The 25,519-nt window shown below is 72.7% G+C and carries 27 protein-coding genes and 2 pseudogenes; 12 read left to right on the top strand and 17 right to left on the bottom strand.

The window, feature by feature from the left end; genetic code table 11:
- Positions 1 to 98: 98 nt before the first annotated feature.
- Entirely contained in the window at positions 99 to 740 is a 642-nt protein-coding gene (locus AB0M92_RS00860; protein WP_366099950.1) for a DUF6758 family protein, read from the bottom strand.
- Between the two features lie 75 nt (positions 741 to 815).
- Positions 816 to 1,400 carry a suppressor of fused domain protein gene (locus AB0M92_RS00865; RefSeq protein ID WP_366099951.1) on the bottom strand — a complete coding sequence of 195 codons (585 nt, stop codon included), beginning with the start codon at positions 1,398 to 1,400 and terminating at the stop codon, positions 816 to 818.
- Positions 1,401 to 1,799: 399 nt separating this feature from the next.
- On the opposite strand from AB0M92_RS00865, the gene AB0M92_RS00870 reads away from it, so the two are divergent.
- Positions 1,800 to 2,915 carry a magnesium and cobalt transport protein CorA gene (locus AB0M92_RS00870; protein WP_099889621.1) on the top strand — a complete coding sequence of 372 codons (1,116 nt, stop codon included), beginning with the start codon at positions 1,800 to 1,802 and terminating at the stop codon, positions 2,913 to 2,915.
- A gap of 85 nt (positions 2,916 to 3,000) precedes the next feature.
- Entirely contained in the window at positions 3,001 to 3,513 is a 513-nt protein-coding gene (locus tag AB0M92_RS00875; protein WP_366099952.1) for a hypothetical protein, read from the top strand.
- Positions 3,514 to 3,528: 15 nt separating this feature from the next.
- On the opposite strand, the gene AB0M92_RS00880 is transcribed toward AB0M92_RS00875, so the two are convergent.
- Complete coding sequence (locus tag AB0M92_RS00880) at positions 3,529 to 4,326, bottom strand: hypothetical protein (RefSeq protein WP_366099953.1); 798 nt, start codon at positions 4,324 to 4,326, stop codon at positions 3,529 to 3,531.
- Between the two features lie 193 nt (positions 4,327 to 4,519).
- Here AB0M92_RS00880 and AB0M92_RS00885 point away from each other — a divergent pair, with 193 nt between their 5' ends.
- The 3 genes from AB0M92_RS00885 (at position 4,520) to AB0M92_RS00895 (ending at position 7,682) form a co-directional block, all read left to right on the top strand.
- The gene (locus AB0M92_RS00885; RefSeq protein WP_359168707.1) at positions 4,520 to 5,791 is read left to right on the top strand and encodes a CBS domain-containing protein; all 1,272 of its coding nucleotides are present in this window, start codon (positions 4,520 to 4,522) and stop codon (positions 5,789 to 5,791) included.
- A gap of 139 nt (positions 5,792 to 5,930) precedes the next feature.
- Positions 5,931 to 6,479, top strand: coding sequence for a DUF1003 domain-containing protein (locus tag AB0M92_RS00890; RefSeq protein WP_366100327.1), 549 nt, complete (start codon positions 5,931 to 5,933; stop codon positions 6,477 to 6,479).
- Between the two features lie 87 nt (positions 6,480 to 6,566).
- The gene (locus AB0M92_RS00895; RefSeq protein ID WP_366100328.1) at positions 6,567 to 7,682 is read left to right on the top strand and encodes a P-loop NTPase; all 1,116 of its coding nucleotides are present in this window, start codon (positions 6,567 to 6,569) and stop codon (positions 7,680 to 7,682) included.
- Between the two features lie 85 nt (positions 7,683 to 7,767).
- Here the strand turns inward: AB0M92_RS00895 and AB0M92_RS00900 are convergent, their stop codons facing one another.
- The 5 genes and pseudogenes from AB0M92_RS00900 to sigE all read right to left on the bottom strand — a co-directional run bounded on the left by AB0M92_RS00900 (position 7,768) and on the right by sigE (position 12,129).
- Positions 7,768 to 8,550 carry a hypothetical protein gene (locus AB0M92_RS00900; RefSeq protein ID WP_366099954.1) on the bottom strand — a complete coding sequence of 261 codons (783 nt, stop codon included), beginning with the start codon at positions 8,548 to 8,550 and terminating at the stop codon, positions 7,768 to 7,770.
- A gap of 151 nt (positions 8,551 to 8,701) precedes the next feature.
- Positions 8,702 to 9,130: a sec-independent translocase gene (locus tag AB0M92_RS00905; protein WP_366099955.1), complete on the bottom strand. Its 429-nt coding sequence runs from the start codon at positions 9,128 to 9,130 to the stop codon at positions 8,702 to 8,704.
- Between the two features lie 106 nt (positions 9,131 to 9,236).
- Positions 9,237 to 10,301, bottom strand: a pseudogene (locus AB0M92_RS00910) (trypsin-like peptidase domain-containing protein); the annotation flags it as partial.
- A 614-nt stretch (positions 10,302 to 10,915) separates the two neighbouring features.
- Positions 10,916 to 11,353, bottom strand: a pseudogene (locus AB0M92_RS00915) (zf-HC2 domain-containing protein); the annotation flags it as partial.
- Positions 11,350 to 12,129 carry an RNA polymerase sigma factor SigE gene (sigE, locus tag AB0M92_RS00920; RefSeq protein ID WP_366099956.1) on the bottom strand — a complete coding sequence of 260 codons (780 nt, stop codon included), beginning with the start codon at positions 12,127 to 12,129 and terminating at the stop codon, positions 11,350 to 11,352. The pseudogene AB0M92_RS00915 and the gene sigE, both read right to left, overlap by 4 nt.
- Before the next feature lie 216 nt (positions 12,130 to 12,345).
- On the opposite strand from sigE, the gene AB0M92_RS00925 reads away from it, so the two are divergent.
- Positions 12,346 to 13,008, top strand: a complete 663-nt coding sequence (locus AB0M92_RS00925; protein WP_366099957.1) for a class I SAM-dependent methyltransferase — start codon at positions 12,346 to 12,348, stop codon at positions 13,006 to 13,008.
- Positions 13,009 to 13,241: 233 nt separating this feature from the next.
- Here the strand turns inward: AB0M92_RS00925 and AB0M92_RS00930 are convergent, their stop codons facing one another.
- Positions 13,242 to 13,409 carry a DUF3117 domain-containing protein gene (locus AB0M92_RS00930; protein WP_003966491.1) on the bottom strand — a complete coding sequence of 56 codons (168 nt, stop codon included), beginning with the start codon at positions 13,407 to 13,409 and terminating at the stop codon, positions 13,242 to 13,244.
- A gap of 333 nt (positions 13,410 to 13,742) precedes the next feature.
- On the opposite strand from AB0M92_RS00930, the gene AB0M92_RS00935 reads away from it, so the two are divergent.
- Complete coding sequence (locus tag AB0M92_RS00935; RefSeq protein WP_366099958.1) at positions 13,743 to 14,546, top strand: enoyl-CoA hydratase-related protein; 804 nt, start codon at positions 13,743 to 13,745, stop codon at positions 14,544 to 14,546.
- 41 nt (positions 14,547 to 14,587) lie between these two features.
- Here AB0M92_RS00935 and AB0M92_RS00940 read toward each other — a convergent pair whose 3' ends face one another.
- Both AB0M92_RS00940 and AB0M92_RS00945 read right to left on the bottom strand, forming a co-directional pair.
- Positions 14,588 to 15,163 (bottom strand): DNA-3-methyladenine glycosylase I, encoded by a 576-nt coding sequence (locus tag AB0M92_RS00940; protein WP_366099959.1) that lies wholly within the window; start codon positions 15,161 to 15,163, stop codon positions 14,588 to 14,590.
- Complete coding sequence (locus AB0M92_RS00945; RefSeq protein ID WP_366100329.1) at positions 15,160 to 15,522, bottom strand: DivIVA domain-containing protein; 363 nt, start codon at positions 15,520 to 15,522, stop codon at positions 15,160 to 15,162. The genes AB0M92_RS00940 and AB0M92_RS00945 overlap by 4 nt, the downstream gene beginning before the upstream one ends.
- A gap of 82 nt (positions 15,523 to 15,604) precedes the next feature.
- On the opposite strand from AB0M92_RS00945, the gene folP reads away from it, so the two are divergent.
- A complete protein-coding gene (gene folP / locus AB0M92_RS00950; RefSeq protein ID WP_366099960.1) occupies positions 15,605 to 16,465 on the top strand; it encodes a dihydropteroate synthase in 861 nt (286 codons plus the stop codon).
- Positions 16,466 to 16,536: 71 nt separating this feature from the next.
- On the opposite strand, the gene AB0M92_RS00955 is transcribed toward folP, so the two are convergent.
- On the bottom strand, positions 16,537 to 17,304 hold the full coding sequence (locus AB0M92_RS00955; protein ID WP_366099961.1) for a TIGR00730 family Rossman fold protein: 768 nt from the start codon (positions 17,302 to 17,304) through the stop codon (positions 16,537 to 16,539).
- Positions 17,305 to 17,368: 64 nt separating this feature from the next.
- Entirely contained in the window at positions 17,369 to 18,448 is a 1,080-nt protein-coding gene (gene dapE / locus AB0M92_RS00960; RefSeq protein ID WP_366099962.1) for a succinyl-diaminopimelate desuccinylase, read from the bottom strand.
- 148 nt (positions 18,449 to 18,596) lie between these two features.
- Between dapE and AB0M92_RS00965 the strand changes: the two genes are divergently transcribed.
- Together AB0M92_RS00965 and AB0M92_RS00970 are read left to right on the top strand one after the other, a co-directional pair.
- Positions 18,597 to 19,499, top strand: a complete 903-nt coding sequence (locus tag AB0M92_RS00965; protein ID WP_366099963.1) for a hypothetical protein — start codon at positions 18,597 to 18,599, stop codon at positions 19,497 to 19,499.
- A gap of 236 nt (positions 19,500 to 19,735) precedes the next feature.
- Entirely contained in the window at positions 19,736 to 20,179 is a 444-nt protein-coding gene (locus tag AB0M92_RS00970) for an ATP-binding protein (RefSeq protein ID WP_366099964.1), read from the top strand.
- 81 nt (positions 20,180 to 20,260) lie between these two features.
- On the opposite strand, the gene dapC is transcribed toward AB0M92_RS00970, so the two are convergent.
- The gene (gene dapC / locus AB0M92_RS00975) at positions 20,261 to 21,358 is read right to left on the bottom strand and encodes a succinyldiaminopimelate transaminase (protein WP_366099965.1); all 1,098 of its coding nucleotides are present in this window, start codon (positions 21,356 to 21,358) and stop codon (positions 20,261 to 20,263) included.
- Positions 21,359 to 21,465: 107 nt separating this feature from the next.
- Positions 21,466 to 21,795 carry a ferredoxin gene (fdxA, locus tag AB0M92_RS00980; RefSeq protein WP_048475372.1) on the bottom strand — a complete coding sequence of 110 codons (330 nt, stop codon included), beginning with the start codon at positions 21,793 to 21,795 and terminating at the stop codon, positions 21,466 to 21,468.
- A gap of 117 nt (positions 21,796 to 21,912) precedes the next feature.
- Here fdxA and AB0M92_RS00985 point away from each other — a divergent pair, with 117 nt between their 5' ends.
- Positions 21,913 to 22,911, top strand: coding sequence for a GNAT family N-acetyltransferase (locus AB0M92_RS00985; protein ID WP_366099966.1), 999 nt, complete (start codon positions 21,913 to 21,915; stop codon positions 22,909 to 22,911).
- Positions 22,908 to 23,699: a transglutaminase-like domain-containing protein gene (locus tag AB0M92_RS00990; protein WP_366099967.1), complete on the top strand. Its 792-nt coding sequence runs from the start codon at positions 22,908 to 22,910 to the stop codon at positions 23,697 to 23,699. Before AB0M92_RS00985 ends, AB0M92_RS00990 begins: the two co-directional genes overlap by 4 nt.
- 18 nt (positions 23,700 to 23,717) lie before the next feature.
- Here AB0M92_RS00990 and AB0M92_RS00995 read toward each other — a convergent pair whose 3' ends face one another.
- Together AB0M92_RS00995 and AB0M92_RS01000 are read right to left on the bottom strand one after the other, a co-directional pair.
- Positions 23,718 to 24,335, bottom strand: a complete 618-nt coding sequence (locus AB0M92_RS00995; protein WP_366099968.1) for a response regulator transcription factor — start codon at positions 24,333 to 24,335, stop codon at positions 23,718 to 23,720.
- Complete coding sequence (locus tag AB0M92_RS01000) at positions 24,332 to 25,480, bottom strand: sensor histidine kinase (RefSeq protein WP_366100330.1); 1,149 nt, start codon at positions 25,478 to 25,480, stop codon at positions 24,332 to 24,334. The genes AB0M92_RS00995 and AB0M92_RS01000 overlap by 4 nt, the downstream gene beginning before the upstream one ends.
- Between the last annotated feature and the right edge of the window lie 39 nt (positions 25,481 to 25,519).

The raw sequence follows: 25,519 nt of genomic DNA on the forward strand, positions 1-25,519 counted from the left end.
CGCGCCGCGGGCGCCACGCGGCCCGCCGCCGGGCCCCGGCACGAACCCCCGCGGCGTCCGGGCGTGAACCCGTCCGGGATCCCGGCGGCGGGATCCCGCTACGGCCCCAGGACGCGCGGGCTCAGCGCCCCGCACGGCAGGAGTTCGACCTCGGCGCCCGCGTCCCGCAAGTCCGTCAGCACCAGTTCGTCGTACATCAGCAGGCCCGACTGCTCCGGCCAGACGACGGCCCACAGCCACAGCCCGCGCGCCTCGCCCGCGAACACGGCCCGGTCGTCCGGGGCTCCCTTGACGTGCCACAGCGGTGTCGGGCGGCCCGCGGCCACGACCTTGACGTGCGGCGGCGTGGAGACGTCGATGTACGGGCCGGGGTCGGGTCCGTCGATCCCCGCGTAGCGCGCGCCGAGGCCGACCCCCAACTCCTCCGCGACCAGCAGCAGCTCGCCGATCCCGCCGAGCGGTCCGGGCCCCGAGCAGGCCACCGCCGTCGCCCTGCCCCCGCTGCGGTCGTCACCGGCCGCGGCCACCCCGGTGAACAGCCACCCCACCGGCAGCGGCCACGGCATCCACACCGGCACGTTCGCCCGGTTCACCACCACGCCCAGGCCTTCGACGCTGGGCGGGATGACGGGCTGCAGGGGGTGCACCGTGCCGTGCACCGCGCACTGCCACGAGTCGGAGAAGAGTCCGGGCGCCCTGACCCGGCCACCGCACTTCGGGCATGTTGGTTCGCCCCTCATAAGAAGCCACGCTCCTCCCCGCCCGGCGCCCCGTCAAGACACGATCACCCGTCCGGATGCCCCGGGAGGGACGTCTCAGTCCAGCGGCACTGCGCTGCGAAGAGGATCGCGCAGATCCGTGCCGTGCGACAGCCAGCGCTCTTGGAGCGCCGCCGCGCCGTGCACCCGCTTCCAGGCGGCCTCGTTCGCCGTCATCGGCAGGAGGGGGAGGAAGTGCACCGGGTCCATGGGCTCGTCGAGTTCCAGGTCCTCCACCAGCCCGCCCGGTTCCGCGACGAGCACGGAGGTGAACGGCGCCCCGTCCCACAACGGCGCGCCCACGTCGAGCGAGGCGCCGGGGGCCACGACCAGCCCCTCCACCTGCGGGGCGGCGCCCAGCACCGCGAGCGGCCGCAGCAGCTTGTCGGTGGGCGCGAGTCCGGCCCGTACGGTCAGCACGAGCTCGGCGCGCGGCCCGCGCAGCGGGTCGGCGACGACGGCGGTCGGGTCGGTCATCGGTTGCGCGGACATGCCGAGGGTCGCGTACCGCACGAGGTCCCCCTCGGTGAAGCGGAGGACTTCGATGCGGTCGGTGCCGAGGAAGGTGACGGCGGCGCGGGCGTCGGGTTCGCCGAGCGCGCTGCGCAGCCGGGCTTCGACGAGAGCCAGAATTTGTGCCATGAACCGAGCATAGAACTCGTATGAGGCGGGTAAAGGGCGGGTCTTGACCATCCGTCGGCTGATAATGTTGACCGCTGGTCGGGGCCACACTCTTGAAGAGCTGTTTCGGGGCAGCCGACGACAGGACGTCCTCCACGGGGGACCGGCCGGAGGAGGTGGGGCTGCAATGGATCGAAGTCGATCGTGCAGTACCAACCGCTCTTCCACTCCCTGCACGGGCATCACGGACGCGTTTCCGCCCGTTTGATCATCTGATCAGTAGAAGAGCGACGGCGGAACTCTGTCCTCCCGTCCTGTTCCTTCCGTCCGCCCCGGGCCTGCCAGCCCGCCGCGGCCGTGCCATCCGGAAGGGACCTCCCACCCGTACGGTCCGCAGCCGTGCGTGCGAAGGAGCCTGCCATGTCGATGCTGCCCTACCTGCGTGCCGCCGTACGTCCGGCCCTGCGCAGGTCCACCCCGTCCCAGCCCGGCTACGACGCCACCCGCGACCCGTCGGCGAGCAGCGCGGTCGTCGACTGCGCCGTCTACCGCGACGGCCGACGCGCCCTGGGATCGGCCTGTCTGACCCCCCGTGAGGCGATGGCCCGGGTCCGTGAGAGCGGCGGGTTCGCCTGGATCGGCCTGCACGAGCCGACCGAGGCGGAGTTCGCGGGGATCGCCGCCACGTTCGGCCTGCACCCGCTCGCCGTGGAGGACGCGGTGCACGCGCACCAGCGGCCGAAGCTGGAGCGCTACGACGACACGCTCTTCACCGTCTTCAAGACGATCCACTACGTGGAGCACGCCGAACTGACCGCCACCAGCGAGGTGGTGGAGACCGGCGAGGTGATGTGCTTCACCGGCCCGGACTTCGTCATCACGGTCCGGCACGGCGGCCAGGGCTCCCTGCGGTCCCTGCGCCACCGCCTCCAGGACGACCCCGAGCTGCTGGCCAAGGGCCCCTCGGCCGTGCTGCACTCCATCGCCGACCACGTGGTCGACGGGTACATCGCGGTCGCGGCCGCGGTCCAGGACGACATCGACGAGGTGGAGAGCGCGGTGTTCGCCGCGCCCGCCAAGGGCAGTGCGCGCGGCGGCGACGCGGGCCGCATCTACCAGCTCAAGCGCGAGGTGCTGGAGTTCAAGCGGGCCGTCTCCCCGCTGCTGCGGCCGATGGAGCTGCTGAGCGAGCGTCCGATGCGGCTGGTGGACCCGGACATCCAGAAGTACTTCCGCGACGTCGCCGACCACCTGGCGCGGGTGCACGAGCAGGTCATCGGCTTCGACGAGCTGCTGAACTCGATCCTCCAGGCCAACCTCGCGCAGGCGACGGTCGCCCAGAACGAGGACATGCGCAAGATCACCTCGTGGGCGGCGATCATCGCCGTCCCGACGATGATCTGCGGGGTCTACGGGATGAACTTCGAGCACATGCCCGAGCTCCACTGGCGCTACGGCTACCCGATGGTGATGGCCGCGATCGCCGGCTCCTGCTTCACCATCCACCGCGCGCTGCGCCGCCACGGCTGGCTCTAGGTGTATTGACCCGGAGCATCGTTCACGCGGCTGATCCGAAAGACACGGCCCAGCCGCCACGGGGCCACCCCCTACTCTGTTGCGCATGACTCTCAGCACGCTCGACCTGGCCCTCGTCGAGGAGGCCACCAAGAAGTCCGGCCTGATCTGGGTCCGCGGCTCCGGGGCGGACCGGGCCCTGTGGCACGCCTGGGTGGACGGCGCGGCCCACGTGCTGGGCGACGGGCCCGGGGAGCAGCCGTTCCCGGGGCTCGCGGACGGCGGGACCGCCGAGGTGACCGTGCGCAGCAAGGACAAGGGCGGCCGGCTGGTCGCCTGGACCGCGGCCGTACGGGAGCTCCCGCCCCGGGGCGAGGAGTGGCAGGCGGCCGTGGCCGAGCTGAAGGGCAAGCGCCTGAACGCGCCCGACTCGGAGGAGATGACCGAGCGGTGGGCGCGCGAGTGCCGGCTGCTGCGGCTGGAGCCGGTGGCGGCGAGCACCGACCTGCCCGGCGGATCGCTGGCCGCGACCCCGCTGGGCTCGCCGGCGGTGACCCGCCGGCCGATCCCGGCCGGCCTGCCGAAGCTGCTGCTCAAGCGGAAGAAGGCGGCCCGCTAGACCGCCTCCCCGGACTCACTTCGTCGGGTCCGAGCCCTGCCCGGAGCCCTTGCCCGGGCTGGGTGACGGGCCGGAGCCCGAGCCCGAGTCCTTCGTCGTCGGCATCTGGGTCCCGTAGTCGACGGTCTGGTCCTGCGCGGGCGCCTCCAGCGGGAAGGCCTTGCCCCACTCCACGAACTCGACCTGCCCGGCCCCGCCGGCCCGCTCCAGGCGCAGCGGGTACGGGGTCCCCTCCAGCGAGACCGACAGCTTGCCGCCCTTGCCCTTGTCGGCCGTGACCAGCACCGCCGGGGTGTGGCCGACCTTGGTGTAGTCGTCCTGCTTGGCCAGCTTGCCGCCGAGTCCGAGCAGCCCGTCGAGCAGCACGTGCATGTCGGTGAAGCCGCGGAACTGCTTGTACGTGGGGTCGCTCTCGGGGACCTTCACGTACTTGTCGCCCAGCTTGCCGGCCGAGTCCGACTTCCCCCAGAAGGCGGCGCTCGCCTTGAGGTAGAGCTGCTCCCCGACCCGCAGCACCTGGAAGGTGTCCTCCTGCGACTTCACCTCGCCGGAGCCGCCGTCCTTCTTCAGACGCATGTCGAGCGTGAAGGACTTGCCGCCGCTGACCAGCGTGCCGGACAGGTGCACCGACTCGGCGGCGCCGGCCGCGGCCTTCGCCTTGTCCTCGATCTGGTCGGCGGAGAGCTTGCCGACCCCGTTGGTGCCCTCGTCCGGGTCCGCGCCGCAGCCCGTGCCGGTGACGGCCAGGCCCGCGAACAGGACACCGACGAAGGCCGCCCGGCGCAGCCGAACGGCGGGGAGGTGGGCGGTCACGGGCAGGTACCTCTCGTCGTGCGTGTCGTCGTACGTCGTGGAGCAGCAGGCAGCGTACCCGCCCGTAGCTCCGGTGCCGGGCGGGTGGTCCGCCCGTACCCACGGGCGGCCGCCCCACCAGGACGCTCTCCCGTGGCACGGGCTAGCCTGAGGGGCGGCAGGACTGAGGACCGACGCTCTAGGAGGCGCTCGCATGGCTGGTGGCGCCCCGCGGATCTTCGTCTCGCATCTGTCGGGTGTGCCCGTCTTCGACCCCAACGGCGACCAGGTCGGCCGCGTCCGCGACCTCGTCGCGATGCTGCGCGTCGGCGGCCGCCCGCCGCGGCTGCTGGGCCTGGTGGTCGAGGTGGTCAGCCGGCGCCGGATCTTCCTTCCCATGACCCGGGTGACGGGCGTGGAGTCCGGACAGGTCATCACCACCGGCGTCGTCAACATGCGTCGCTTCGAGCAGCGGCCCACCGAGCGCCTGGTCCTCGGCGAACTGCTGGACCGCCGGGTGACGCTGGGGACCACCGGCGAGGAGGTCACCGTCCTCGACGTGGCCATCCAGCAGCTGCCGGCCCGCCGCGACTGGGAGATCGACCGGATCTTCGTGCGCAAGGGCAAGAGCGGCGCGCTGCGCCGGCGCGGCGAGACCCTGACCGTGGAGTGGTCGGCGGTGACCGGCTTCTCGCTGGAGGAGGAGGGCCAGGGCGCGGAGAACCTGGTGGCCACCTTCGAGCAGATGCGCCCGGCCGACGTGGCGAACGTGCTGCACCACCTGACGCCGAAGCGGCGCGCCGAGGTGGCCAACGCCCTCGACGACGACCGGCTCGCGGACGTCATGGAGGAGCTGCCCGAGGACGAGCAGGTGGAGATCCTCGGCAAGCTGAAGGAGGAGCGCGCCGCCGACGTCCTGGAGGCGATGGACCCCGACGACGCGGCCGACCTGCTCTCGGAGCTCCCGGAGGACGACAAGGAGCGGCTGCTGACGCTGATGCAGCCGGACGACGCGGCCGACGTGCGCCGCCTGCTGTCGTACGAGGAGAACACCGCGGGCGGTCTGATGACGACGGAGCCGATCGTGCTGCGGCCCGACGCGACGGTCGCCGACGCGCTGGCCCGCGTACGGCAGGCGGACCTGTCGCCGGCGCTGGCCGCGCAGGTGTACGTGTGCAGGCCGCCGGACGAGACGCCCACGGGCAAGTACCTGGGGACGGTGCACTTCCAGCGGCTGCTGCGGGACCCCCCGTTCACGCTGGTGAGCTCGATCGTGGACACGGACCTGCCGCCGCTGCGCCCGGACGCCTCGCTGCCGCAGGTGACGACCCATCTCGCCGCGTACAACATGGTGGCGGTGCCGGTGGTGGACGAGAGCGGCTCGCTGCTGGGCGCGGTGACCGTGGACGACGTACTGGACCACCTGCTGCCCGACGACTGGCGCGAGACGGACTTCCATGCCGAGGAGGTCTCCGATGTCCGGTGAGCGGCGGGGCGGCGGCGAGCCGGCGCGCGACCGGCGCCGCGAGCAGATCCGCGTGCGGCGGGAGCTGGCGCGCGAGCACGCCCGCGAGTTCGCGCGCGAGCAGGGGCTGACGGGCCGCGAGGAGGAGGCCGCCGAGCGGCTGCGGTCCAAGGCCGCCGCCGCCTCGACCGGGTCGACCGCGCTGACCCGCTCGCGGGTGCGCCTGGACCAGCCCCGGTCCGACCGGAGGCGGCTGCTCCCGGTGTACGACCCGGAGGCGTTCGGGCGGCTGTCGGAGCGGGTGGCGCGGTTCCTCGGCACGGGCCGGTTCATCGTCTGGATGACGCTGGTCATCATCGTCTGGGTGCTGTGGAACATCTTCGCGCCGGACCACCTGCGGTTCGACGAGTACCCGTTCATCTTCCTGACGCTGATGCTGTCGCTCCAGGCCTCCTACGCGGCCCCGCTGATCCTGCTCGCGCAGAACCGGCAGGACGACCGCGACCGGGTCAACCTGGAGCAGGACCGCAAGCAGAACGAACGCTCCATCGCCGACACCGAGTACCTGACCCGGGAGATCGCGGCGTTGCGCATGGGCCTGGGCGAGGTCGCTACGCGCGACTGGATCCGGTCGGAGTTCCAGGACCTGATCAAGGAGATGGACGAGCGCCGGCTATTCCCGGCGGAGAGTGACGAAGGCGACCGCTAGCGGCCTTTCCGGAGGCGGGCTACCGAGCCGTACCATCGGGGCATGGCTACCGACACAAGCTCCGCCGCCGTGCCTGAGCAGGACGCGATCCTCGACGCGCTGGCGACGGTGAACGACCCCGAGATCCACCGGCCGATCACCGAGCTCGGCATGGTCAAATCGGTGGAGATCGGCGACGGTGGCGAGGTCGCGGTCACCGTCTACCTCACGGTGTCGAGCTGTCCCATGCGCGAGACGATCACCAAGAACGTCACCGAGGCCGTCGAGCGGGTCGCGGGCGTCACCTCCGTCGCGGTCACGCTGGACGTGATGAGCGACGAGCAGCGCAAGGACCTGGCGGCCACCCTGCGCGGCGGCACCGCCGAGCGCGAGGTCCCGTTCGCCAAGCCGGGCTCGCTGACCCGCGTCTACGCGGTGGCGTCCGGCAAGGGCGGCGTCGGCAAGTCGTCGGTGACGGTGAACCTGGCCGCGGCGATGGCCGCGGACGGGCTGAAGGTCGGCGTCGTCGACGCGGACATCTACGGCCACAGCGTGCCGCGCATGCTGGGTGTGGAAGGCCGTCCGACCCAGGTCGAGAACATGATCATGCCGCCGTCGGCCAACGGCGTGAAGGTCATCTCCATCGGCATGTTCACCCCGGGCAACGCGCCGGTGGTGTGGCGCGGCCCGATGCTCCACCGGGCGCTCCAGCAGTTCCTGGCGGACGTGTACTGGGGCGACCTGGACGTGCTGCTGCTGGACCTGCCGCCGGGTACGGGCGACATCGCGATCTCGGTGGCCCAGCTGGTGCCGAACGCGGAGATCCTGGTCGTGACCACCCCGCAGCAGGCGGCGGCCGAGGTCGCGGAGCGGGCCGGCTCGATCGCGGTGCAGACGCACCAGAAGATCGTCGGCGTCGTCGAGAACATGTCCGGGCTGCCGTGCCCGCACTGCGACGAGATGGTCGACGTGTTCGGCTCGGGCGGTGGCCAGAAGGTCGCCGACGGCCTGACGAAGACGGTCGGCGCGACGGTGCCGGTGCTCGGCTCGATCCCGATCGACGTACGGCTGCGCGAGGGCGGCGACGAGGGCAAGCCGGTCGTCCTCTCGGACCCCGACTCCCCGGCCGGCGCGGCGCTGCGCTCCATCGCGGGCAAGCTGGGCGGCCGCGCCCGCGGCCTGGCCGGCATGTCGCTGGGCATCACCCCGCGCAACAAGTTCTGATCGCCGCGCACGAGGAGGGCACCGCCGGCCGGCGGTGCCCCTTCCCGTACCCGGACTACTCCTACGCGGGCTACGCGTACGCGGGCTACGCGTACGCGGCCAGATCCGCGATCACCGAGAAGCCGAGCCCGTACGCGCTCATCCCGCGCCCGTACGCACCCACGTGCACGCCGCCCTTCGTCGACCCGGCCAGGACCCAGCCGAACTCCGACTCGCGGTAGTGGAACGGCGTCGGCTCCCCGTCGACCGGGAGCGACAGCGTCGACCAGTCCGGGCCGGCGAGGTCGTCGGCGAGCTCCCAGGCGGCCTCGGTCTGCTGGTCCAGCCAGTCGTCGCGCAGGGTGTGGTCCATCTGACCCGGCCAGCTGTACGCCAGCAGCCCCGAGCCGGCCAGCCAGGCCGCCGAGGAGACCGAGGTGGCCTCCAGGACACCGGTGCCGTCGCCGCTGCGGCGCAGCGGGTTGCTCGCGACGGTGACGACCACCGCGAAGCGCTCCTTCTCTCCGGTGGCCAGCTCTCCGCGCGCGGAGGGCTCGTCGCCGTGGCCGGTGGAACCGTGCTCGACGGTGCCGTCGGCTCCGGTGCCCACCTGCATGAGCCAGCGCGGGCCGGTGAAGGCCCCGTCCAGCCCGTACCAGGGGAATTCGGCCCGCAGGTAGCCCTCCACCGCCCGACGGGCCGCCGGGACGGGCGCGGCGTCCTCCTCGGACTGCGCGGGCGCCTGCTGCGCGGCCGCCGGCTGCTGGGGTGCGGCGGCGGCTTCGGCCGGCTCGGGTTGCGGCTGTGCGGCCGGTGCGGCAGGTGCGGCGGCGGGCGCGGGCGCCTCGGCGGGCTGCACCCCTACCCGGCTACTGCTCGTCGTCTCCATCGATGCGGCCTCTCGTTCCGTGGGGTCCGGAACGCGCCCTCCCCCACATGTCGTCGGGGGGACCCCCACCCTGGGGCGTCCTGGGTCCGGACTCATGGAGGATAGCCACCGGACCCCGAATCGCCCGGAAGGCTCGAAACGAGGGGGTGTCTCAGGTGGCGTCGGCGTCGTACGGAGTGCGCTGCTCGGCGGCCGGGGCGGCGGGCTTCTTCAGCAGGTCCGGGCCGGTGGCGGCGGAGGCGGCCGGGGCGGAGTCCGCCTCACGGCTGTTCACGGCGTCGGTGACGTCGCTGAGCTCCTTGCGGAGATCGAAGCTGCTGCGGATCTCCTTCAGGTCCTCGTTCTCGCCCAGCTGCTTGCGCAGGAACGTCTTCGGATTCAGGTCCTCGAACTCGAAGTCCTTGAACTCGGGACCGAGTTCGGAGCGGATGTCCTGCTTCGCGCTGTCGGAGAACGCGCGGATCTTCCGGATGACCCCGGTGACGTCCTGGATCACCTTGGGGAGCTTGTCCGGACCGAAGATGAGGATGGCGAGCACCACGATCGTGACCAGTTCGAGTGCGCCTATGTCGTTGAACACCTTGCCGCTCCTCGGCTCTTTTCACTTCGGGCCACGACACACGGTACCCGGCCTTGTCGGCGGGCCCATACATCGGTGCGGCTACGACCGGGGATTCTCCATCTGGTCATGATCCGTTCGCCGAACCGAGGACCAGCTCCAGGGTGCGCTCCCGTCCGTCGCGCAGGACCGTCAGGGTGAGGGGGTCGCCCGGGCGGTGGGCGCGGATCTTGATGACGAGCTCGTCTCCGCCGTGCACCCGTACGCCGTCCACCTTGGTGATCACGTCGCCGCCCTGGATGCCGGCCTTCGCGCCGGGGCCGTCGGCGGTGACGGCGGGCTTGCCGCCCTCGCCCTTGGTCCCGACGCGGGCCCCGTCGCCGGTGTACTCCATGTCGAGGGTGACGCCGATGACCGGGTGGGTGGCGTGCCCGGTGCGGATGAGTTCCTCGGCGACGCGCTTGCCCTGGTTGACCGGGATGGCGAAGCCGAGCCCGATGCTGCCGCTCTGCTTGTCGGAATCGCCCTTGTCGGCTCCCCGGATGGCGCTGTTGATGCCGATCACGCGGGCCTTGGCGTCCAGGAGCGGGCCGCCGGAGTTGCCGGGGTTGATGGGGGCGTCGGTCTGGAGGGCGTCGACGTAGCTGATGTCGCTGCCGTCGCCCTTGTCCCCGCCGGCGGTGATGGGCCGGCCGGTGGCGCTGATGATGCCGGCGGTGACGGTGTTGGAGAGGTCGAAGGGCGCGCCGATGGCCACGACCGGGTCGCCGACCTTCACGTTCTCGGAGTTCCCGAGGGAGAGCGGCGCCAGGCCCCGTACACCGTCGACCTTGACCACGGCCAGGTCGTAGCCGCTGTCGCGGCCGACCAGCTCGGCGGTGACGCTCTCACCGGTGCTGAAGGTGACCGTTATGTCCTTGGCGTCGGAGACGACGTGGTTGTTGGTGAGGATGTGGCCCTGGCCGTCCAGGACGAACCCGGTTCCGGTACCGCTGCCGGTGCTGCCGCGTACGTGGAGGGTGACGACGCCGGGCAGGGCGGTGGCGGCGATCCCGGCCACGCTCTCGGGAGCGCGGTTCTTGCTCTCGACGCCGGCCTGGGGAAGTTCGAGGCGCGTGCTGCTCTGCCGCTCGGCGAGCACGCCGAGCCACCCGCCGATGCCTCCGGCGAGCAGGGCGATGCCGAGCCCGAGCGCGAGGACGTGCCGCATCCGTACGAGGTGCCCGCCGCCGGCCGCCCTGCCCCGGTCGGCGACCTGGAGCGGCTGCTCTCCCCAGGGGTCGTACCGGGGCAGCGGGGCGGCCTCGGACGCCTGGGGCGCGGACTCGGGCGCCGGATCGCCGTCCGGTCGCGAGGGAGCGGGCCCGTCCGCCACGGCGGAGCCCGCCTCCGGTTCCGCTCGCGGGGCGGCGGGGCGACTCCACCACTTCGGGCCCGTGTCGGACTGCTGCTGGTCGGCCATGGGCGCTCCCCTGGGGGTCCCCCCGGCGGAGCTGGGGGAGGTACCTGTAGCACCGCCGGGCGGCGCATCTGCCGCCGATTCAACCAGGTCCCGCGCCGACCGGGGGCTCCGCCCCCGGTCCCCGTGCCTCAGCGGGTCAGCGAGACCGGGCGGGGCGAGATCGAGGGATGGACCGGGGGAAGGGGAGCCGTGGGGCGCGGGCCCGCCACGAAGCCGGGACCGGGGCCGGAACCAGGACCGGGACCAGGACCGGGAGCCCGGTCGCGGACCACCGCGTCCGTCACCGACACCGCCGGGCCCGGACGCGATGCCGGGGCCTCGCCCCGTACGGTCGGCTCCAGTGAGTCGACCGGCAGCGAGCCGCCCAGCGCGATCGCGGCCAGCGAGACCGCCCCGGCCGCCACGAACGCGAAACGGCGCCGCGGCCGGCCCACCTCGTGGATGCGGAAGCCCTGCTGCGGCGCGGCCGGAGCCACGTACCCGAAGAGCTCCGCGCCCGGCGGAGCCGGAGGACCGGAGGACGGGCCCGACGGCCCGTCGGGACCGCCACCCGGCAGCCCCTGCAACCGGGCCAGCAGCCCGGCCGACAGCGGCGGCGGCGCGCTCTCGACGAACATGCTCTTCAAGCGGCGCTGCGCATCGGCCTCGGCCTTGCACTTGGCACACGTGGCCAGATGCGCCAGGACCCGCTCGCGCGCGTCATGGCTCAGTTCCCCGTCGACCAGGGCGGCGAGGCGGTCACCCAGGTGCTGTTCGGCAGGAGAGGGACTGACTCCGCTCACTCGGTTCCGCCCTCTCCCCCGGCGCCCGGCGCGCCCACCGCCGCTCCCGCCAGCGCGCGCTGCTCGGCCCGGGCCGCGGGGGACCGGTGCTTGAGCGCCTTGCGCAGGTGCGAGCGGCCCCGGTGGATGCGGCTGCGCACGGTGCCGAGCTTCACGCCCAGCGTCGCGGCGATCTCCTCGTACGACAGACCCTCGATGTCACACAGCACCACGGCCGCGCGGAACTCGGGCGCGAGGGTGTCCAGCGCCTGCTGCACGTCCGCGTCGAAGTGCGTGTCGTGCAGGACCTGCTGCGGGGACGGCTCACGGCTCGGCAGCCGCTCGGCGGCGTCGTCGGCGAGCGCGTCGAAGCGGATCCGCTGCTTGCGGCGGACCATGTCGAGGAACAGGTTGGTGGTGATCCGGTGCAGCCAGCCCTCGAACGTGCCCGGCGTGTACGTGGACAGCGAACGGAAGACGCGGACGAAGACCTCCTGCGTCAGGTCCTCGGCGTCGTGCTGGTTGCCCGTCAGGCGGTAGGCAAGGCGGTAGACCCGCGCACTGTGCGTGCTGACGATCTCCTCCCATGAAGGAGGGGTCCACGCCTGGGTGCCCGCATCGGCGGCAAAGGTCGCGGTGGTTGCGGTGGCAGCGGTGTGGAAGCGGTCAGCAATGTCGGTCACGGATTTCGGCTCACCCGCCGACCAGAAGAGGCGTCTGAATACGCCTCCACGATCCACAGGCGCAGCCGCACCTCCCCTATCGGCTCTGGTGGTGTCCAGTGGAGTCCCTACCATAGCCACCCCTCCCGTCAGCTCCGGATAAGTGTTTTTGCAGTAACTTTGCACGTGCCCGCGACGGGCCGGGCCGCCGATCTGCCCGCTGCCGCCCCATCTATCCCGGCCGCGGGCCGCCCATACGCCCCTTTTCACCTCGCTGGTTCGGTCCGCCGCTGTTTTCTCCAACGCCCGGTCCCATCTGCGGGTTCCCGACGTCAGCGGATACAGTCACCGTTGCGCCAACTATGGGGACAGGAGAGGGTCATTACCGGCAACCGGCAGACGAGCTGGGCGTTCGCCGACGCGTTTGTCGCCGAGGACGACGCTCTGCGGTGGGCCCGCGACCGGGCCAGGGAAGCGGGCCTTCGCTCCGTCTCCCCGGGCACCGGGGCCGCGCTGCGCCTGCTCGCCGCCACCGCGGACGCCAAGGCGGTGGCCGAGATCGGCACCGGCACCGGCGTCTCCGGCATCCACCTCCTCCACGGCATGCGCCCCGACGGGGTGCTGACCACCGTCGACCCCGAGGCGGACCGGCAGGCCTTCGCCCGCCAGGCCTTCCGCGCCGCCGGCTTCGCGGGCAACCGCGCCCGGTTCATCCCCGGCCGCGCGCTCGACGTGCTCCCCCGGCTCGCCGACGGCGGGTACGACCTCGTCTTCTGCGACGGGGACCCCTCCGAGTCCCTCGACTACCTCGCCGAATCGTTGCGCCTGCTGCGCCCCGGCGGGCTGGTCTGCTTCGAAGGGGTCTTCTCCGACGGCCGCACCGTCGACGGAGCCGCGCAGCAGATCGAGGTGCTGCGCGTACGGGAGCTGCTGCGCAGCGTCCGCGAGAGCCCGGCGCTGGAGGCGGCCCTGCTCCCGGTGGGCGACGGCCTGCTCTGCGCGGTCCGGCGCTGACGGGTCCGCGGACGGCTCGGCAGGACCCCGCTCCGCTCAGCTCGGCTCAGCAGCAGGAAGGCGAGGGCCGGCGGCGCGGGCGGGGAGAAGGACACGGCGGGCTCCGCGGGGCGCAGGGGTTCGGTCCGGGACGGGACGAGGTCCGGCCCCGGACATGACACAACGCCGCCCCGACCGCTGGTGAGCGGCCGGGGCGGCGCAGAGAATACGGGTACCGCGGTGCTGCCGACGGGTTAGCCGACGACCTTCTTCAGGGCGTCACCCAGGGCGTCCGCCTCGTCCGGGGTCAGCTCGACGACGAGCCGACCGCCGCCTTCGAGCGGTACGCGCATGACGATGCCCCGCCCCTCCTTGGTGACCTCGAGCGGGCCGTCGCCCGTCCGCGGCTTCATGGCCGCCATGCTCGTTCCCCTTCCTGAAACCAGTTCATCGTCAGCCGACGGCCCCATTCAGGCGCCTGGAACCCGGCATCGAACACATTGCTTCTTGGCCATTATCCCGCATGTCAGGACCCGATGACCAACATCGGCAGGGAACGCTTGCGCAACGCGCTCGGCCAAAACCACTCATTTCGGGGACGTGCCTGCGATACTGCGCCGTCGCACCCGGCGTCCGCCCTCCGCTTTCTTTGACGCACATCACATGCCCCGGAGCGGCCGGGTCCGCCATGCTGGCCCTTGCACCGACCGGTACCGGCCGGTAGCCAAGCCCGCGACGAAGGGGGACCCCCTGCCATGGCCGACAGCGTGCTCTACGAAGTGACCGACGGACTCGCGAAGATCACGATCAACCGTCCCGACGCCATGAACGCCATGAACACCGAGGCCAAGGTCGCGCTGCGCGACGCGGTCTTGGCGGCGGCCGCCGATCCGGCCGTCCGCGCGGTGCTGCTGACGGCGGCCGGGAACCGGGCGTTCTGCGTCGGCCAGGACCTCAAGGAGCACATCGGGAACCTCGCGGCGGACCGCGAGACCGGTTCCTCCCTGACCATGAACACGGTCGCGGAGCACTACAACCCGATCGTGCGCGCCCTGACCGAGATGCCCAAGCCGGTCGTGGCGGGCGTCAACGGCGTGGCGGCCGGGGCGGGCTTCGGCTTCGCACTGGCGGCGGATTTCCGGGTCGTCGCCGACACGGCCTCCTTCAACACCTCCTTCGCGGGGGTGGCGCTGACCGCCGACTCGGGGGTCTCCTGGACCCTCCCCCGGCTGATCGGCGCCTCCCGCGCCTCCGATCTCCTGCTCTTCCCGCGCTCGGTCAAGGCGCAGGAGGCGTACGAGCTCGGCATCGTGAACCGCCTGGTCCCCTCGGACTCCCTGCACGCGGAGGCCGAGGCCGTGGCCCGCACCCTGGCGCAGGGCCCGACGGTGGCCTACGCGGCCCTCAAGGAGTCCCTGGCCTACGGGGCCTCGCGCTCGCTGTCCGAGGCACTGGACCACGAGGACACCCTGCAGGCGCGCGCGGGCGCCTCCGAGGACCACTCGATCGCCGTCCAGGCCTTCCTCGCGAAGCAGCCGCCGAAGTACCTGGGCCGCTGAGTCCGCCACCCCCGGGCCGTCTGCCCCCGCCCTCCCCCGCCTCAGGCGGGTTCGCGGGCGGCGCAGGCGGCCAGGTGGTCGTTGACCAACCCGCAGGCCTGCATGAGCGCATAGGCGGTCGTGGGCCCGACGAAGCGGATCCCGGCCTTCTTCAGGGCCTTGGACAGGGCCGTGGACTCGGGCGTCACCGCCGGCACCTCGGAGATCGTCGCGGGTGCCGGCCGGCCGGGCTCCGGCGCGTGCGACCAGATCAGCTCGTCCAGTTCGCCCGGCTCCCACTCCGCCAGCACCTTCGCGTTGGCGAGCGTGGCATCGATCTTGGCCCGGTTGCGGATGATCCCCTCGTCGGCGAGCAGCCGCTGCGCGTCGGCGGGCCCGAAGGCGGCGACCTCGGCGATCACGAAGCCCGAGAAGGCCGTGCGGAAGCCCTCACGGCGGCGCAGGATCGTCAGCCAGGACAGCCCCGACTGGAAGGCCTCCAGGCACAGCCGCTCGTACAGGGCGTCGTCCCCGTGGACCGCGCGGCCCCACTCCGTGTCGTGGTAGGCGATGTAGTCCTCGGTGGCCAGCGCCCAGGGGCAGCGCAGACCGCCGTCCGGACCCGCGACCGCCGTCACCGGCCCTCCTCCTGCGGGGCGTCCTTGTGCAGGTCGACCGCCGCGGCCGGAGCCTGCGCGCGGCCGTGCGCGGCCGCCACCGTGAGCTCCGCGATCCGCGCGTCCCGCTCGGCGAGCTCCGCCGCGAGCCGCTCCAGTACGTCGTCCACCTCGGCCATCCGGTAGCCGCGCGGCCCGACCGGCAGGCGCAGGGCGTCGATGTCGGCCCGTACCACCGGGCGGCTCTCCGGCAGCGCGTCGGCCACCCGGTCCGGCTCGGCCTCCGGCAGTACGGCTTCGGAACCACCGCCCACCACGGCCAGGGTGACCGCCGCGACGACCACGACCAGCGCGATCAGCAAGAACCAGAACACGAGCAACTCCCTGAGAGACATCGGGCCACCGGCCACCAGGTTAAGGTCGCAGCGAGGCGCGAGGGCCGCCGGAGGAGGAAAGAACGGGATGCTGCGACTGGGCAGGCGCGAGTTCGACACCCACGAGCCGGTGATCATGGCCATCGTGAACCGGACTCCGGACTCCTTCTACGACCAGGGAGCGACGTTCCGCGACGAGCCCGCGCTGGACCGCGTCGAGCAGGCGGTCGCCGAAGGCGCCGCGATCATCGACATCGGCGGGGTCAAGGCGGGCCCGGGCGAGCACGTGGACGCCGCCGAGGAGGCCCGGCGCACGGTCGGCTTCGTGGCCGAGGTCCGGCGCCGTCACCCGGACGTGGTGATCAGCGTGGACACCTGGCGGCACGAGGTCGGCGAGGCCGTCTGCGAGGCCGGGGCCGACCTGCTGAACGACGCCTGGGGCGGGGTGGACCCGAAGCTGGCCGAGGTCGCGGCGCGGTACGACGCCGGCCTGGTGTGCACCCACGCGGGCGGGGCCCGGCCCCGCACCCGGCCGCACCGGATCGCCTACGAGGACGTGATGGCGGACATCCTGCGGGTCACCGTCGGGCTGGCCGAACGCGCGGCCGCGCTCGGGGTCCGCCGGGACGCCATCATGATCGACCCCGGCCACGACTTCGGGAAGAACACCCGCCACTCGCTGGAGGCCACGCGCCGGCTGGGCGAGATGACGGACACCGGCTGGCCGGTGCTGGTCTCGCTGTCCAACAAGGACTTCGTCGGCGAGACCCTCGACAAGCCGGTCAAGGAGCGCCTGCTGGGCACCCTGGCCACGACGGCGGTCTCGGCCTGGCTCGGCGCCCAGGTCTACCGGGTCCACGAGGTCGCGGAGACGAAGCAGATCCTGGACATGGTCCGCACGATCCAGGGGCACCGGCCGCCCGCGGTGGCCCGCCGGGGACTGGCCTGAGCCCAACGGCGCCGGGCGCCCCCGGCGGTGGCCCGCCGGGGGCTCGCGAAGCGGCGGGGCGGCCGCTGCCGCTACTTGCCGACTTCCTTGGTCACCAGCGCGATCGCCTCGTCCACGTCGTCCGTGACGTGGAAGAGGTAGAGGTCGCGCTCCGAGGCCTTGCCCTGCGCGATCACCGTGTTCTTCAGCCAGTCGACCAGACCGGACCAGTACTCCGACCCGAACAGCACGATCGGGAACCGGGTGATCTTCTGGGTCTGGACGAGCGTCAGGGCCTCGAACAGCTCGTCCAGCGTGCCGAGTCCGCCCGGCAGGACCACGAAGCCCTGGCTGTACTTCACGAACATCGTCTTGCGGACGAAGAAGTACCGGAAGTTCAGCCCGAGGTCCACGTGCGGGTTGAGCCCCTGCTCGAACGGCAGTTCGATGCCCAGGCCCACGGAGATCCCGTTCGCCTCCCGGGCACCCTTGTTGGCCGCCTCCATGGCGCCCGGGCCGCCACCGGTGATCACCGCGAAGCCCGCCTCGACGAGCGCGCTGCCGATCTGCACTCCGGCCTCGTACTCCGGCGATCCGGCGGGCGTACGGGCCGAACCGAACACGCTGATCGCCGGCGGCAGCTCCGCCAGCGTGCCGAAGCCCTCGATGAACTCCGACTGGATGCGCAGGACCCGCCAGGGATCGGTGTGCACCCACTCGGAGGGGCCGGCGGAATCCAGCAGCCGCTGGTCCGTCGTACTGCCCGCCTGCACCTGGCTCCGCCTGCGCAGCACCGGCCCGAGCTGCTGCTCCTCGGGCCGCCGACGAGCAGACCCGTCGGAAATGCTGGAGTTGCCCATGATGTGCTCCCTCCTGCTGATCGTTGGATCAGATTAGGCGCACAAAGGTGACGACAAGCGGAATTCAGGAGGTCAGCCAGGCGCGGAGTCGTTCCTCGCAGTGGAGGATGGCCTTCGTTTCCACGCGCTCGTCGACCTTGTGGGCCAGCAGGGCGTCGCCCGGGCCGTAGTTGACCGCCGGGACGCCGAGGGCGCTGAAGCGGGAGACGTCGGTCCAGCCGAACTTGGGCATGGCGCGGCCGCCGACCGCCTCCATGAACGCCGCCGCGGCGGGGTGGGAGAGGCCGGGGAGGGCGCCGCCCGAGAAGTCGTCGATCACGAACTCGTCGACGCCGCAGTCCGCGAAGACCTCCCGGACGTGGGCGACCGCCTCGTCCATGCTGCGGTCCGGGGCGAAGCGGAAGTTGACCGTCACCGTGCAGGCGTCGGGGATGACGTTGTTGGCGACGCCGCCCTCGATGCGGACCGCGTTCAGGCCCTCGTGGTACTCCAGGCCGTCGATCACCGGCTTGCGCGGCTCGTACGCCGCGAGTTTGGCGAGAATCGGGGCCGCCGCGTGGATGGCGTTGGAGCCCATCCAGCTGCGCGCGGAGTGGGCGCGCTCGCCGGACGTGCGGAGCAGGACGCGCAGGGTGCCCTGGCAGCCGCCCTCGACCTCGGCGTTCGACGGCTCCAGCAGGACCGCGAAGTCGCCGGTCAGCCAGTCGGGGTGGGCCTCGGCGACCTTGCCCAGGCCGTTGAGGTCGGCGGCGACCTCCTCCTGGTCGTAGAAGACGAAGGTCAGGTCGCGGTTGGGCTCGGGCACGGTCGCGGCGATGCGCAGCTGCACGGCGACGCCGGATTTCATGTCGGTCGTTCCGCAGCCCCACAGGACGTCGTTCTCGTCCAGGCGGGACGGGACGTTGTCGGCGATCGGCACGGTGTCGAGGTGACCCGCGAGGACGACTCGCTCGGCCCTGCCGAGGTCCGTACGCGCCACGACGTTGTTGCCGTACCGGTCGACCGTGAGGTGCGGCAGGGCCCGCAGCGCGTGCTCCACCAGGTCGGCGAGGACCTTTTCGTCGCCGCTCACGGACGGGATGTCGACGAGCCGGGCGGTCAGCTCGGCGGCGTCCAGGGTGAGGTCCAGCTCGGATTCGGACATGGCCCGACCCTAGCGCCCAGGACTGCGGCGAAGCTCTCACGTCCGGCCGGTGGACGCGTCGCATGGCTCAAGTACGGTGGGCGCCGTGACCCGGAACGATCCCCCCCGTCCCCGTCGCCGACGCCGGCCGCTGCTCACGTGCGCCGGTGTGTTGGTGCTGCTCGCGCTGATCGGCTACTTCGCCGTGCAGTACAACACGACGAACGGCGGTGGCGGGGCCCCGCACTGCACGGCCAGCGTGCGGACGAATGCGCTGGGGGTCGACATGACCCCGGAGCAGGCGGGCAACGCGGCGACCATAGCCGCGGTCGGCGTGGCCAAGGGCCTGCCGGACCGGGCGCTGACCATCGCGCTGGCGACCTCGATGCAGGAGTCGGGGCTGCGCAACCTCCCCCACGGCGACCGGGATTCGCTGGGGCTCTTCCAGCAGCGGACCTCGATGGGCTGGGGCACCGAGGAGCAGATCATGGACCCGGTGTATTCGGCCGGGAAGTTCTACGACCACCTCGTCCAGGTCAAGGGCTACGCCGATCTCCCGCTGACGGAGGCCGCGCAGGAGGTGCAGCGCAGCGGCTACCCCGAGGCGTACGCGAAGCACGAGTCGGAAGCGGTCGTGATCGCGGCGGCCTTCGCCGGGGACGGCGAGCTGACGTGCGGCGGCCCCGCGCCGACCGCCCCGGGCGATCCGGAGAAGGTGCGTACGGAGCTCACCCGGATCTTCGCCAAGAGCAAGATGCACACCGCTGCGGCGGAGCCGCGCCGGACGCAGGACGCGGCCGGGAAGGTGAAGGAGGCCGAGGTGACCTTCGTCGAGAAGAAGGACGCGGGCGCCTCGGCGGCGCGCGGCAGCAAGGTGATGGCGGGCTGGGCGGTGGCCAACTCGCGCGGGATGGGGGTCGTCCGGGTCTCGTACGGCCCGGAGAGCTGGGTGGCCGGCCAGGCGCGGGGCGAGTGGCAGCAGCTGGGGCCGGCCGGTCCGCAGGGCAAGACCGGGGCTCCCGACCCGCACCGCGCGGAGACCGGTTCGGTACGGATCTTCGTGGCCCAGTGACGCGTCGCCGGCCGTGGGCTCGCCTGTACGAGGCGTCCCCCGTGCGGGGGTGACCGGGCGGTGGCCCGATGCGTCTCCAGGAGGGCGGAACGCCTGGTCGGCGCGTATCCGATGCTCTTGTAGCGCAGGCCGATTAAACGATGCGTTACCGATCCTTTACCCGGCGTCTCCGCAACTCCACCCGCCCCCCGAGCGGTTGTACACGGCGTACTCAGCCGCTACCGCTTAGGAGCATCATGTCCCTCCCCCTGACCCGCCGGATCGCCCGTACCGCGCTGCTGCTCGCAGCCGGGGCAGCTCCCGTGGTCGGTGCGGCCGGCGCGGCCAGCGCCGCGGACCTGGGGTCCGTGCCGCAGCTGGGCGCCCTCACCAGCCCGGACGCCGCCGGCCCCGCCGGCAACGTGGTCGGCACCGGTGAGGCCGCGGCCGCCGGCGCGACGGACACCGCCGCCCAGGCCGTACCCGGCGCCCCCGCCCAGGTCACCGACACCGCGACCGGCCTGCTCGGCGGGCTGCCGGCGGCCAAGGGCCTGCCGACCGACACCCTGCCCACCGGCTCGCTTCCGACCGCCGGGCTGCCGACCGCCGGGCTGCCGACCGAGGGCGTCCCGACCGCCGGCCTGACCAGCGCGCTCCCCACCCAGGGGCTGCCGCTGAGCGGCCTCCCGCTGGGCGGCTGACCCGCCGCACGCGCAGGAACGCCGAGGGGCCGGGAGCACGAACTCCCGGCCCCTCGGGCCGTTCACCGGGTACGCCGCGGATCACGAGGCGAGGCGCTTGACCGCCGCTTCGACGCGCTCGTCCGTCGCCGTGAAGGCGACGCGGACGAACTCCGCGCCCGCCTCACCGTAGAAATCGCCCGGCGCGACCAGGATGCCCAGTTCGGCGAGGTGGGCGACCGTGTCCCAGCAGGCCTCGTCCCGGGTCACCCACAGGTACAGGCTGGCCTCGCTGTGCTCGACCCGGAAGCCGTGCGCCTCCAGCGCCGCCCGCAGCGCCCCGCGCCGCGCCGCGTAGCGCCCGCGCTGCTCCTCGACGTGCGCGTCGTCGCCGAGCGCGGCGACCGTGGCCGCCTGTACCGGCGCCGGGGTCATCATGCCGCCGTGCTTGCGGATCTCCAGCAGCTCGCCGAGCACCCCGGCGTCACCGGCGATGAACGCGGCCCGGTAGCCGGCCAGGTTGGAGCGCTTGGAGAGGGAGTGGACGGCGACGATGCCCTCGTACGAGCCGCCGCAGACGTCGTCGTGCAGGACGGAGACGGGCTCGGCCTCCCAGCCCAGCTCCAGGTAGCACTCGTCGCTGAAGATCAGGATCCCGTGCTCGCGCGCCCAGGCCACGATGCGGACCAGTTCTTCCTTCGGGATGACCTTCCCGGTGGGGTTGGACGGGGAGTTGAGCCACAGCAGCTTCACGCCGGCCGGGTCGAGCTCGGTGGGGTCGTCGTAGACCACCGCCTCGGCCCCGCACAGCCGCGCGCCCACCTCGTACGTGGGGTAGGCGAGCCGGGGGTACGCCACCTTGTCCCCGGCGCCCAGACCCAGCTGGGTCGGCAGCCAGGCCACCAACTCCTTGGAGCCGACGACCGGCAGGACGTTGCGGTGGGTGGCGGCGCTCGCGCCCAGACGGCCCTTCAGCCAGCCGGTGATCGCGTCGCGCAGCGCGACGGTGCCCCACACCGTGGGGTAGCCCGGCGAATCGGCGGCCGCGACGAGAGCGTCCTGGACCAGCTGCGGGACCGGGTCGACGGGCGTGCCGACGGACAGGTCGACGATGCCGTCCGGGTGGGCCGCCGCCGTCTTCTTGTACGGCTCCAGCTTGTCCCAGGGGAAGGCGGGAAGACGTGCGGATACTGCGGCCACGGTGTTCTCTGCTCTCTGCTGGTGACGGCGCTGCGGGCAAACGGCTCGGTCCCGCGCGGCACGGGGGCCGTACGGGACCGAGGGGCGGTTCTGCGGTACGACCGTCGTCAGTGACTCGGGTTGATGTCCGCCGGAAGCGCCGCGACGAAGGGGTGATCGCGCTCGATCAGGCCCAGCTTGGAGGCACCACCGGGCGAACCGAGCTCGTCGAAGAACTCGACGTTCGCCTTGTAGTAGTCCTTCCACTCTTCCGGAGTGTCGTCCTCGTAGAAGATGGCCTCGACCGGGCAGACCGGCTCACACGCACCACAGTCGACGCACTCGTCCGGGTGGATGTACAAGGACCGCTGGCCCTCGTAGATGCAGTCGACGGGGCACTCTTCGATGCATGCCTTGTCCTTGACGTCGACACAAGGCTCCGCGATGACGTAGGTCACGCTCTCGTTCCTCCTCGGTAGGGCTTTCCATATCGCGCGGGAGCGCGGCGTCGTCGATGCCCACGCCTAGTATCTCCGTTCCCGGGCACGATCCGAACAGGAGGGGCGGACAGAGCTGTGGAAATCACTGCCGGTGGGCTGCTGGAGATCCGTATCACCCCGGCTGACGTGGGTAAACGAGTCTCTGTACGACGGGTGGAGAGCGGGGCGGACGAAGCGCCGTCGTTCACTGACACCGTAGGGGTTCTCACATCCTGGAACCAAGGTGTGCTGACGATCACACGAAAGAGCGGCGAGATCGTCCACATCTCGGAATCTTCGCTGGTGGCGGGCAAGATCGTGCCCCCGGCCCCGGCCCGGCGGCGGGGTCCCGCGGCCTCCTTCGAGGAGCTGGCGCGGGTCGGCGCGCGGGCCTGGCAGCCGCTGGAGAGCGAGCCCCTGGGCGCGTGGACGCTGCGCGCGGCCGGCGGCTTCACCCGGCGGGCCAACTCCGTGCTGCCGCTCGGCGACCCGGGGCTTCCCCTGGACGAAGCACTCGCGCGGGTGACGGCCTGGTACGCGGAACGCGGACTTCCGGCGTACGCGCAGACGGCGACGGGCGCGGTCGGCACGCAGGAGCTGCTGGGCGCGGAGCTGGAGCGCCGGGGCTGGGTGAACGAGGTGTCGGCGCAGGTGCGGATCGCGGCGCTGGCGCCGATCGCCGACGTGGACGCCGGTGCGAGCGCCTCCGCGGTACGGCTGAGCCGGACCCCGGACGAGGAGTGGCTCGGGATGTACGGGCGGGTCAAGGACCCGGAGGTGGCCCGGCGGGTGCTGGTGGCGGGGCCGTCGGTGTGGTTCGCGACGCTGCCCGGCCGGGCGATCGGGCGGCTGGTGGTGGACGGCCGGTGGGCCGGCTTCGCGGCGGTCGAGGTGGATCCGGAGCACCGGCGCGCGGGGCTGGGCACCGCGGTGATGGCGGTACTGGCCGGGCGGGCGCTGGAGGAGGGCGCGTCGGCGGCCTGGCTCCAGGTGGAGGCGGACAACGCGGGGGCGCTGGCGCTGTACGAGGGGCTGGGCTTCGCGACGCACCACGCGTACCACCACTTCCGGTTCCGTGCGGGGGCGGCGCGATGAGCGCGCAGTCGCGGGCGCGGTTCGCGCAGGAGGCCCGCTCGGAGCGGCCGGACCTGGTCCTGCTGTGCCTGCTGCTGGCCGCGGAGGCGGACCCGGAGCTGGACGAACGGGCCATGGACTGGGCACAGATCGAGCTGGACCGGCTGGCGGGGATGCTGCCGTACGGGCTGCGCGGCGGGAAGGCCTGGGCCTCGGCCGTGACGGAGCTGCTGGGCGGCCGGATGGGCTTCCACGGCACCCCCGCGGACTACGACCGGCTGTCGTCCTCGCTGCTGCACGAGGTGCTGCGGCGGCGCCGGGGCCTGCCGATCCTCCTGTCCGTCGTCTGGCTGGAGGTCGCGCGGCGCGCGGGCGCGCCGGTGTACGGGCTGGGGCTGCCGGGGCACTTCGTGGTGGGGTTCGGGGATCCGCAGGAGGGCCTCGTCGTGGACCCGTTCGCCGGGGGCGCCTCGCTGGGGGCCGGGCCGGCGGAACAGGCGGCCGAGCCGCGGACCCCCGCGCGGACGCTGGACATCGTGCTGCGGATCCTGAACAACATCAGGGCGTGGGCCGCGGCCCGGCCGGAGCAGTCGGGGGTGGCGCTGTGGGCGCTGGAGCTGTCGCTGCTCCTGCCCTCGCATCCGGCGTCGTTGCGGTACGAGCGGGCGAAGCTCCTGGTCGAGCGGGGGCAGTTCGCTTCCGGCGCCGCCGAGATGGAGTCCTACGCGGAGGTGGTCGACGGGATCGATCCGCCGGCCGCCGCGCGGATCCGGGGCGAGGCCCTGTCCGCTCGCGCGCTGCTGAACTAGGGCGGCGGGCGGAACGGGCTACAGCCAGCCCTTTTCGCGGGCCACGCGTATGGCTTCCGCGCGGTTGCGCGCGGCCAGCTTCTGGATGGCCGTCGAGAGGTAGTTGCGGACCGTGCCCTGGGAGAGGTGGAGACGGGCCGCGAGTTCGGCGTTCGTGGCTCCCTCCTCGGCCGCGCGCAGGACCTCCCGTTCGCGGTCCGTCAGCGGGTTGGCGCCCTCCGCGAGGGCCGCCGCCGCCAGGGTGGGGTCGATGACGCGCTCGCCCGCGAGGACCTTGCGCACCGCGGCGGCCAGTTGCGCGGCCGGGGCGTCCTTCACCAGGAACGCCGAGGCCCCCGCCTCCATCGCCCCGCGCAGGTAGCCGGGGCGGCCGAAGGTGGTCAGGATGACGATCTTGAGGTCGGGGACCGCGGTGCGCAGGGCCGCCGCCGCCTCGATGCCCGTCATGCCAGGCATCTCGATGTCGAGCAGCGCCACGTTCACGTCGTGCGCCCGGGCCGCCGGCACCACCTCGTCGCCGCGCGCGACTTGGGCCAGCACCTCGATGTCCGGCTCCAGTCCGAGGAGGGCCGCGAGGGCTTCGCGGACCATGGACTGGTCCTCCGCCAGGAGGATCCGGATGGGGCGTGTGGTCATGATCCCGATCCTAGGGGGATGCGGGCCAGCAGGCGGAAGCCCTTCTTGCCCGCGGATCCTGCCGCCAGGGTTCCGCCCACCGCCTCCAGGCGTTCCGTGAGGCCCGTCAGGCCGTTGCCCGCCACCGCCGGTCCGCCCCCGCCGTCGTCGGCGACGGACAGCTCCACGATCCGTCCGGCCAGGGTCTGGAGGACCTCCAGGCGGACGGTGCACCGCTGCGCCCCGCTGTGCCGGACCACGTTCGTCACCGCCTCGCGCAGCGACCAGGCCAGCGCCGATTCCACTTCCTCGGGGAGGTCCTCCACCGGCTCCGCCGGGAGGTCCGCCGCCACGCCCGCCGCCGTCAGCGCGGTGCGGGCGCCCGCCAGTTCGCCCGGCAGGGTCGGCCGCCGGTAGCCGCTCACGGCCTCCCGTACGTCGACCAGCGCCTGCCGGCTGACCTGCTCGATGTCCGCCACCTGCTGGGCGGCCTGCTCGGGGTGGTCCGGCAGCATCCGTCCCGCCAGCTCGCTCTTGAGCGTGATCAGGGACAGCGAGTGGCCGAGGAGGTCGTGCAGGTCCCGGGCCATCCTCAGCCGTTCCTCGTTCGCGGCGAGCTGCGCCACCGTGGCCCGCGCCTCGCGCAGTTCCACCGTCGTGCGGATCATCGCGCGGATGCCGACCATCGCGAAGCCGCCCATCAGGGCTGGGATCAGCAGCCCGGCGAGGTACTCGTCGCCGGCCGGCACCGCGAAGGCGGTCAGCGCGAGCAGGGCGGTGGCGCCGGGCACCGTGAACCGGGAGATCTCCCCCGGCAGCGCGGCGCCGGAGGCGATCGCCACGTACACGAAGAGGACGAGCCATTCGCGGCCCAGGGCCAGCGAGAGGATCGTGGCCAGCGCCGAGAGGACCGCCACCGAGAGCAGCACGCGCCGCGTCCCGCTCTGCCGGGCGGTGCGGAAGACCATGACCAGGTACCAGGCGACGAAGGCCGCCAGGCCCAGGCCGCCGAGCAGCCGGGCTCCGAGGCTGTGTCCGCCGCTGACGAGGTCGGTGACGGGGGCGCTGAGGTAGAACAGCCAGACGCCGATCCACAGCGACTTCACCGTCTTCTGCCGGCGGTTCTCGGGCCGGAGCCCGACCCGGGGGCCGCCCTTGGTCCCCATGAGACCGGTCTCGGTCGGCTCCGTCACGCCGGTCCCGCC

The organism is Streptomyces sp. NPDC051582 (genome assembly GCF_040681715.1).
Classification (GTDB): Bacteria; Actinomycetota; Actinomycetes; order Streptomycetales; family Streptomycetaceae; genus Streptomyces.

Excerpts from the sequence above, each read along its gene's own strand:
- AB0M92_RS00860 (WP_366099950.1), bottom strand. The coding sequence starts at position 740 with ATGAGGGGCGAACCAACATGCCCGAAGTGCGGTGGCCGGGTCAGGGCG.
- AB0M92_RS00865 (WP_366099951.1), bottom strand. The coding sequence starts at position 1,400 with ATGGCACAAATTCTGGCTCTCGTCGAAGCCCGGCTGCGCAGCGCGCTC.
- AB0M92_RS00870 (WP_099889621.1), top strand. The coding sequence starts at position 1,800 with ATGTCGATGCTGCCCTACCTGCGTGCCGCCGTACGTCCGGCCCTGCGC.
- AB0M92_RS00875 (WP_366099952.1), top strand. The coding sequence starts at position 3,001 with ATGACTCTCAGCACGCTCGACCTGGCCCTCGTCGAGGAGGCCACCAAG.
- AB0M92_RS00885 (WP_359168707.1), top strand. The coding sequence starts at position 4,520 with ATGGCTGGTGGCGCCCCGCGGATCTTCGTCTCGCATCTGTCGGGTGTG.
- AB0M92_RS00900 (WP_366099954.1), bottom strand. The coding sequence starts at position 8,550 with ATGGAGACGACGAGCAGTAGCCGGGTAGGGGTGCAGCCCGCCGAGGCG.
- sigE (WP_366099956.1), bottom strand. The coding sequence starts at position 12,129 with ATGGTAGGGACTCCACTGGACACCACCAGAGCCGATAGGGGAGGTGCG.
- AB0M92_RS00930 (WP_003966491.1), bottom strand. The coding sequence starts at position 13,409 with ATGGCGGCCATGAAGCCGCGGACGGGCGACGGCCCGCTCGAGGTCACC.
- AB0M92_RS00935 (WP_366099958.1), top strand. The coding sequence starts at position 13,743 with ATGGCCGACAGCGTGCTCTACGAAGTGACCGACGGACTCGCGAAGATC.
- folP (WP_366099960.1), top strand. The coding sequence starts at position 15,605 with ATGCTGCGACTGGGCAGGCGCGAGTTCGACACCCACGAGCCGGTGATC.
- AB0M92_RS00955 (WP_366099961.1), bottom strand. The coding sequence starts at position 17,304 with ATGGGCAACTCCAGCATTTCCGACGGGTCTGCTCGTCGGCGGCCCGAG.
- dapE (WP_366099962.1), bottom strand. The coding sequence starts at position 18,448 with ATGTCCGAATCCGAGCTGGACCTCACCCTGGACGCCGCCGAGCTGACC.
- AB0M92_RS00970 (WP_366099964.1), top strand. The coding sequence starts at position 19,736 with ATGTCCCTCCCCCTGACCCGCCGGATCGCCCGTACCGCGCTGCTGCTC.
- AB0M92_RS00990 (WP_366099967.1), top strand. The coding sequence starts at position 22,908 with ATGAGCGCGCAGTCGCGGGCGCGGTTCGCGCAGGAGGCCCGCTCGGAG.
- AB0M92_RS00995 (WP_366099968.1), bottom strand. The coding sequence starts at position 24,335 with ATGACCACACGCCCCATCCGGATCCTCCTGGCGGAGGACCAGTCCATG.
- AB0M92_RS01000 (WP_366100330.1), bottom strand. The coding sequence starts at position 25,480 with ATGGGGACCAAGGGCGGCCCCCGGGTCGGGCTCCGGCCCGAGAACCGC.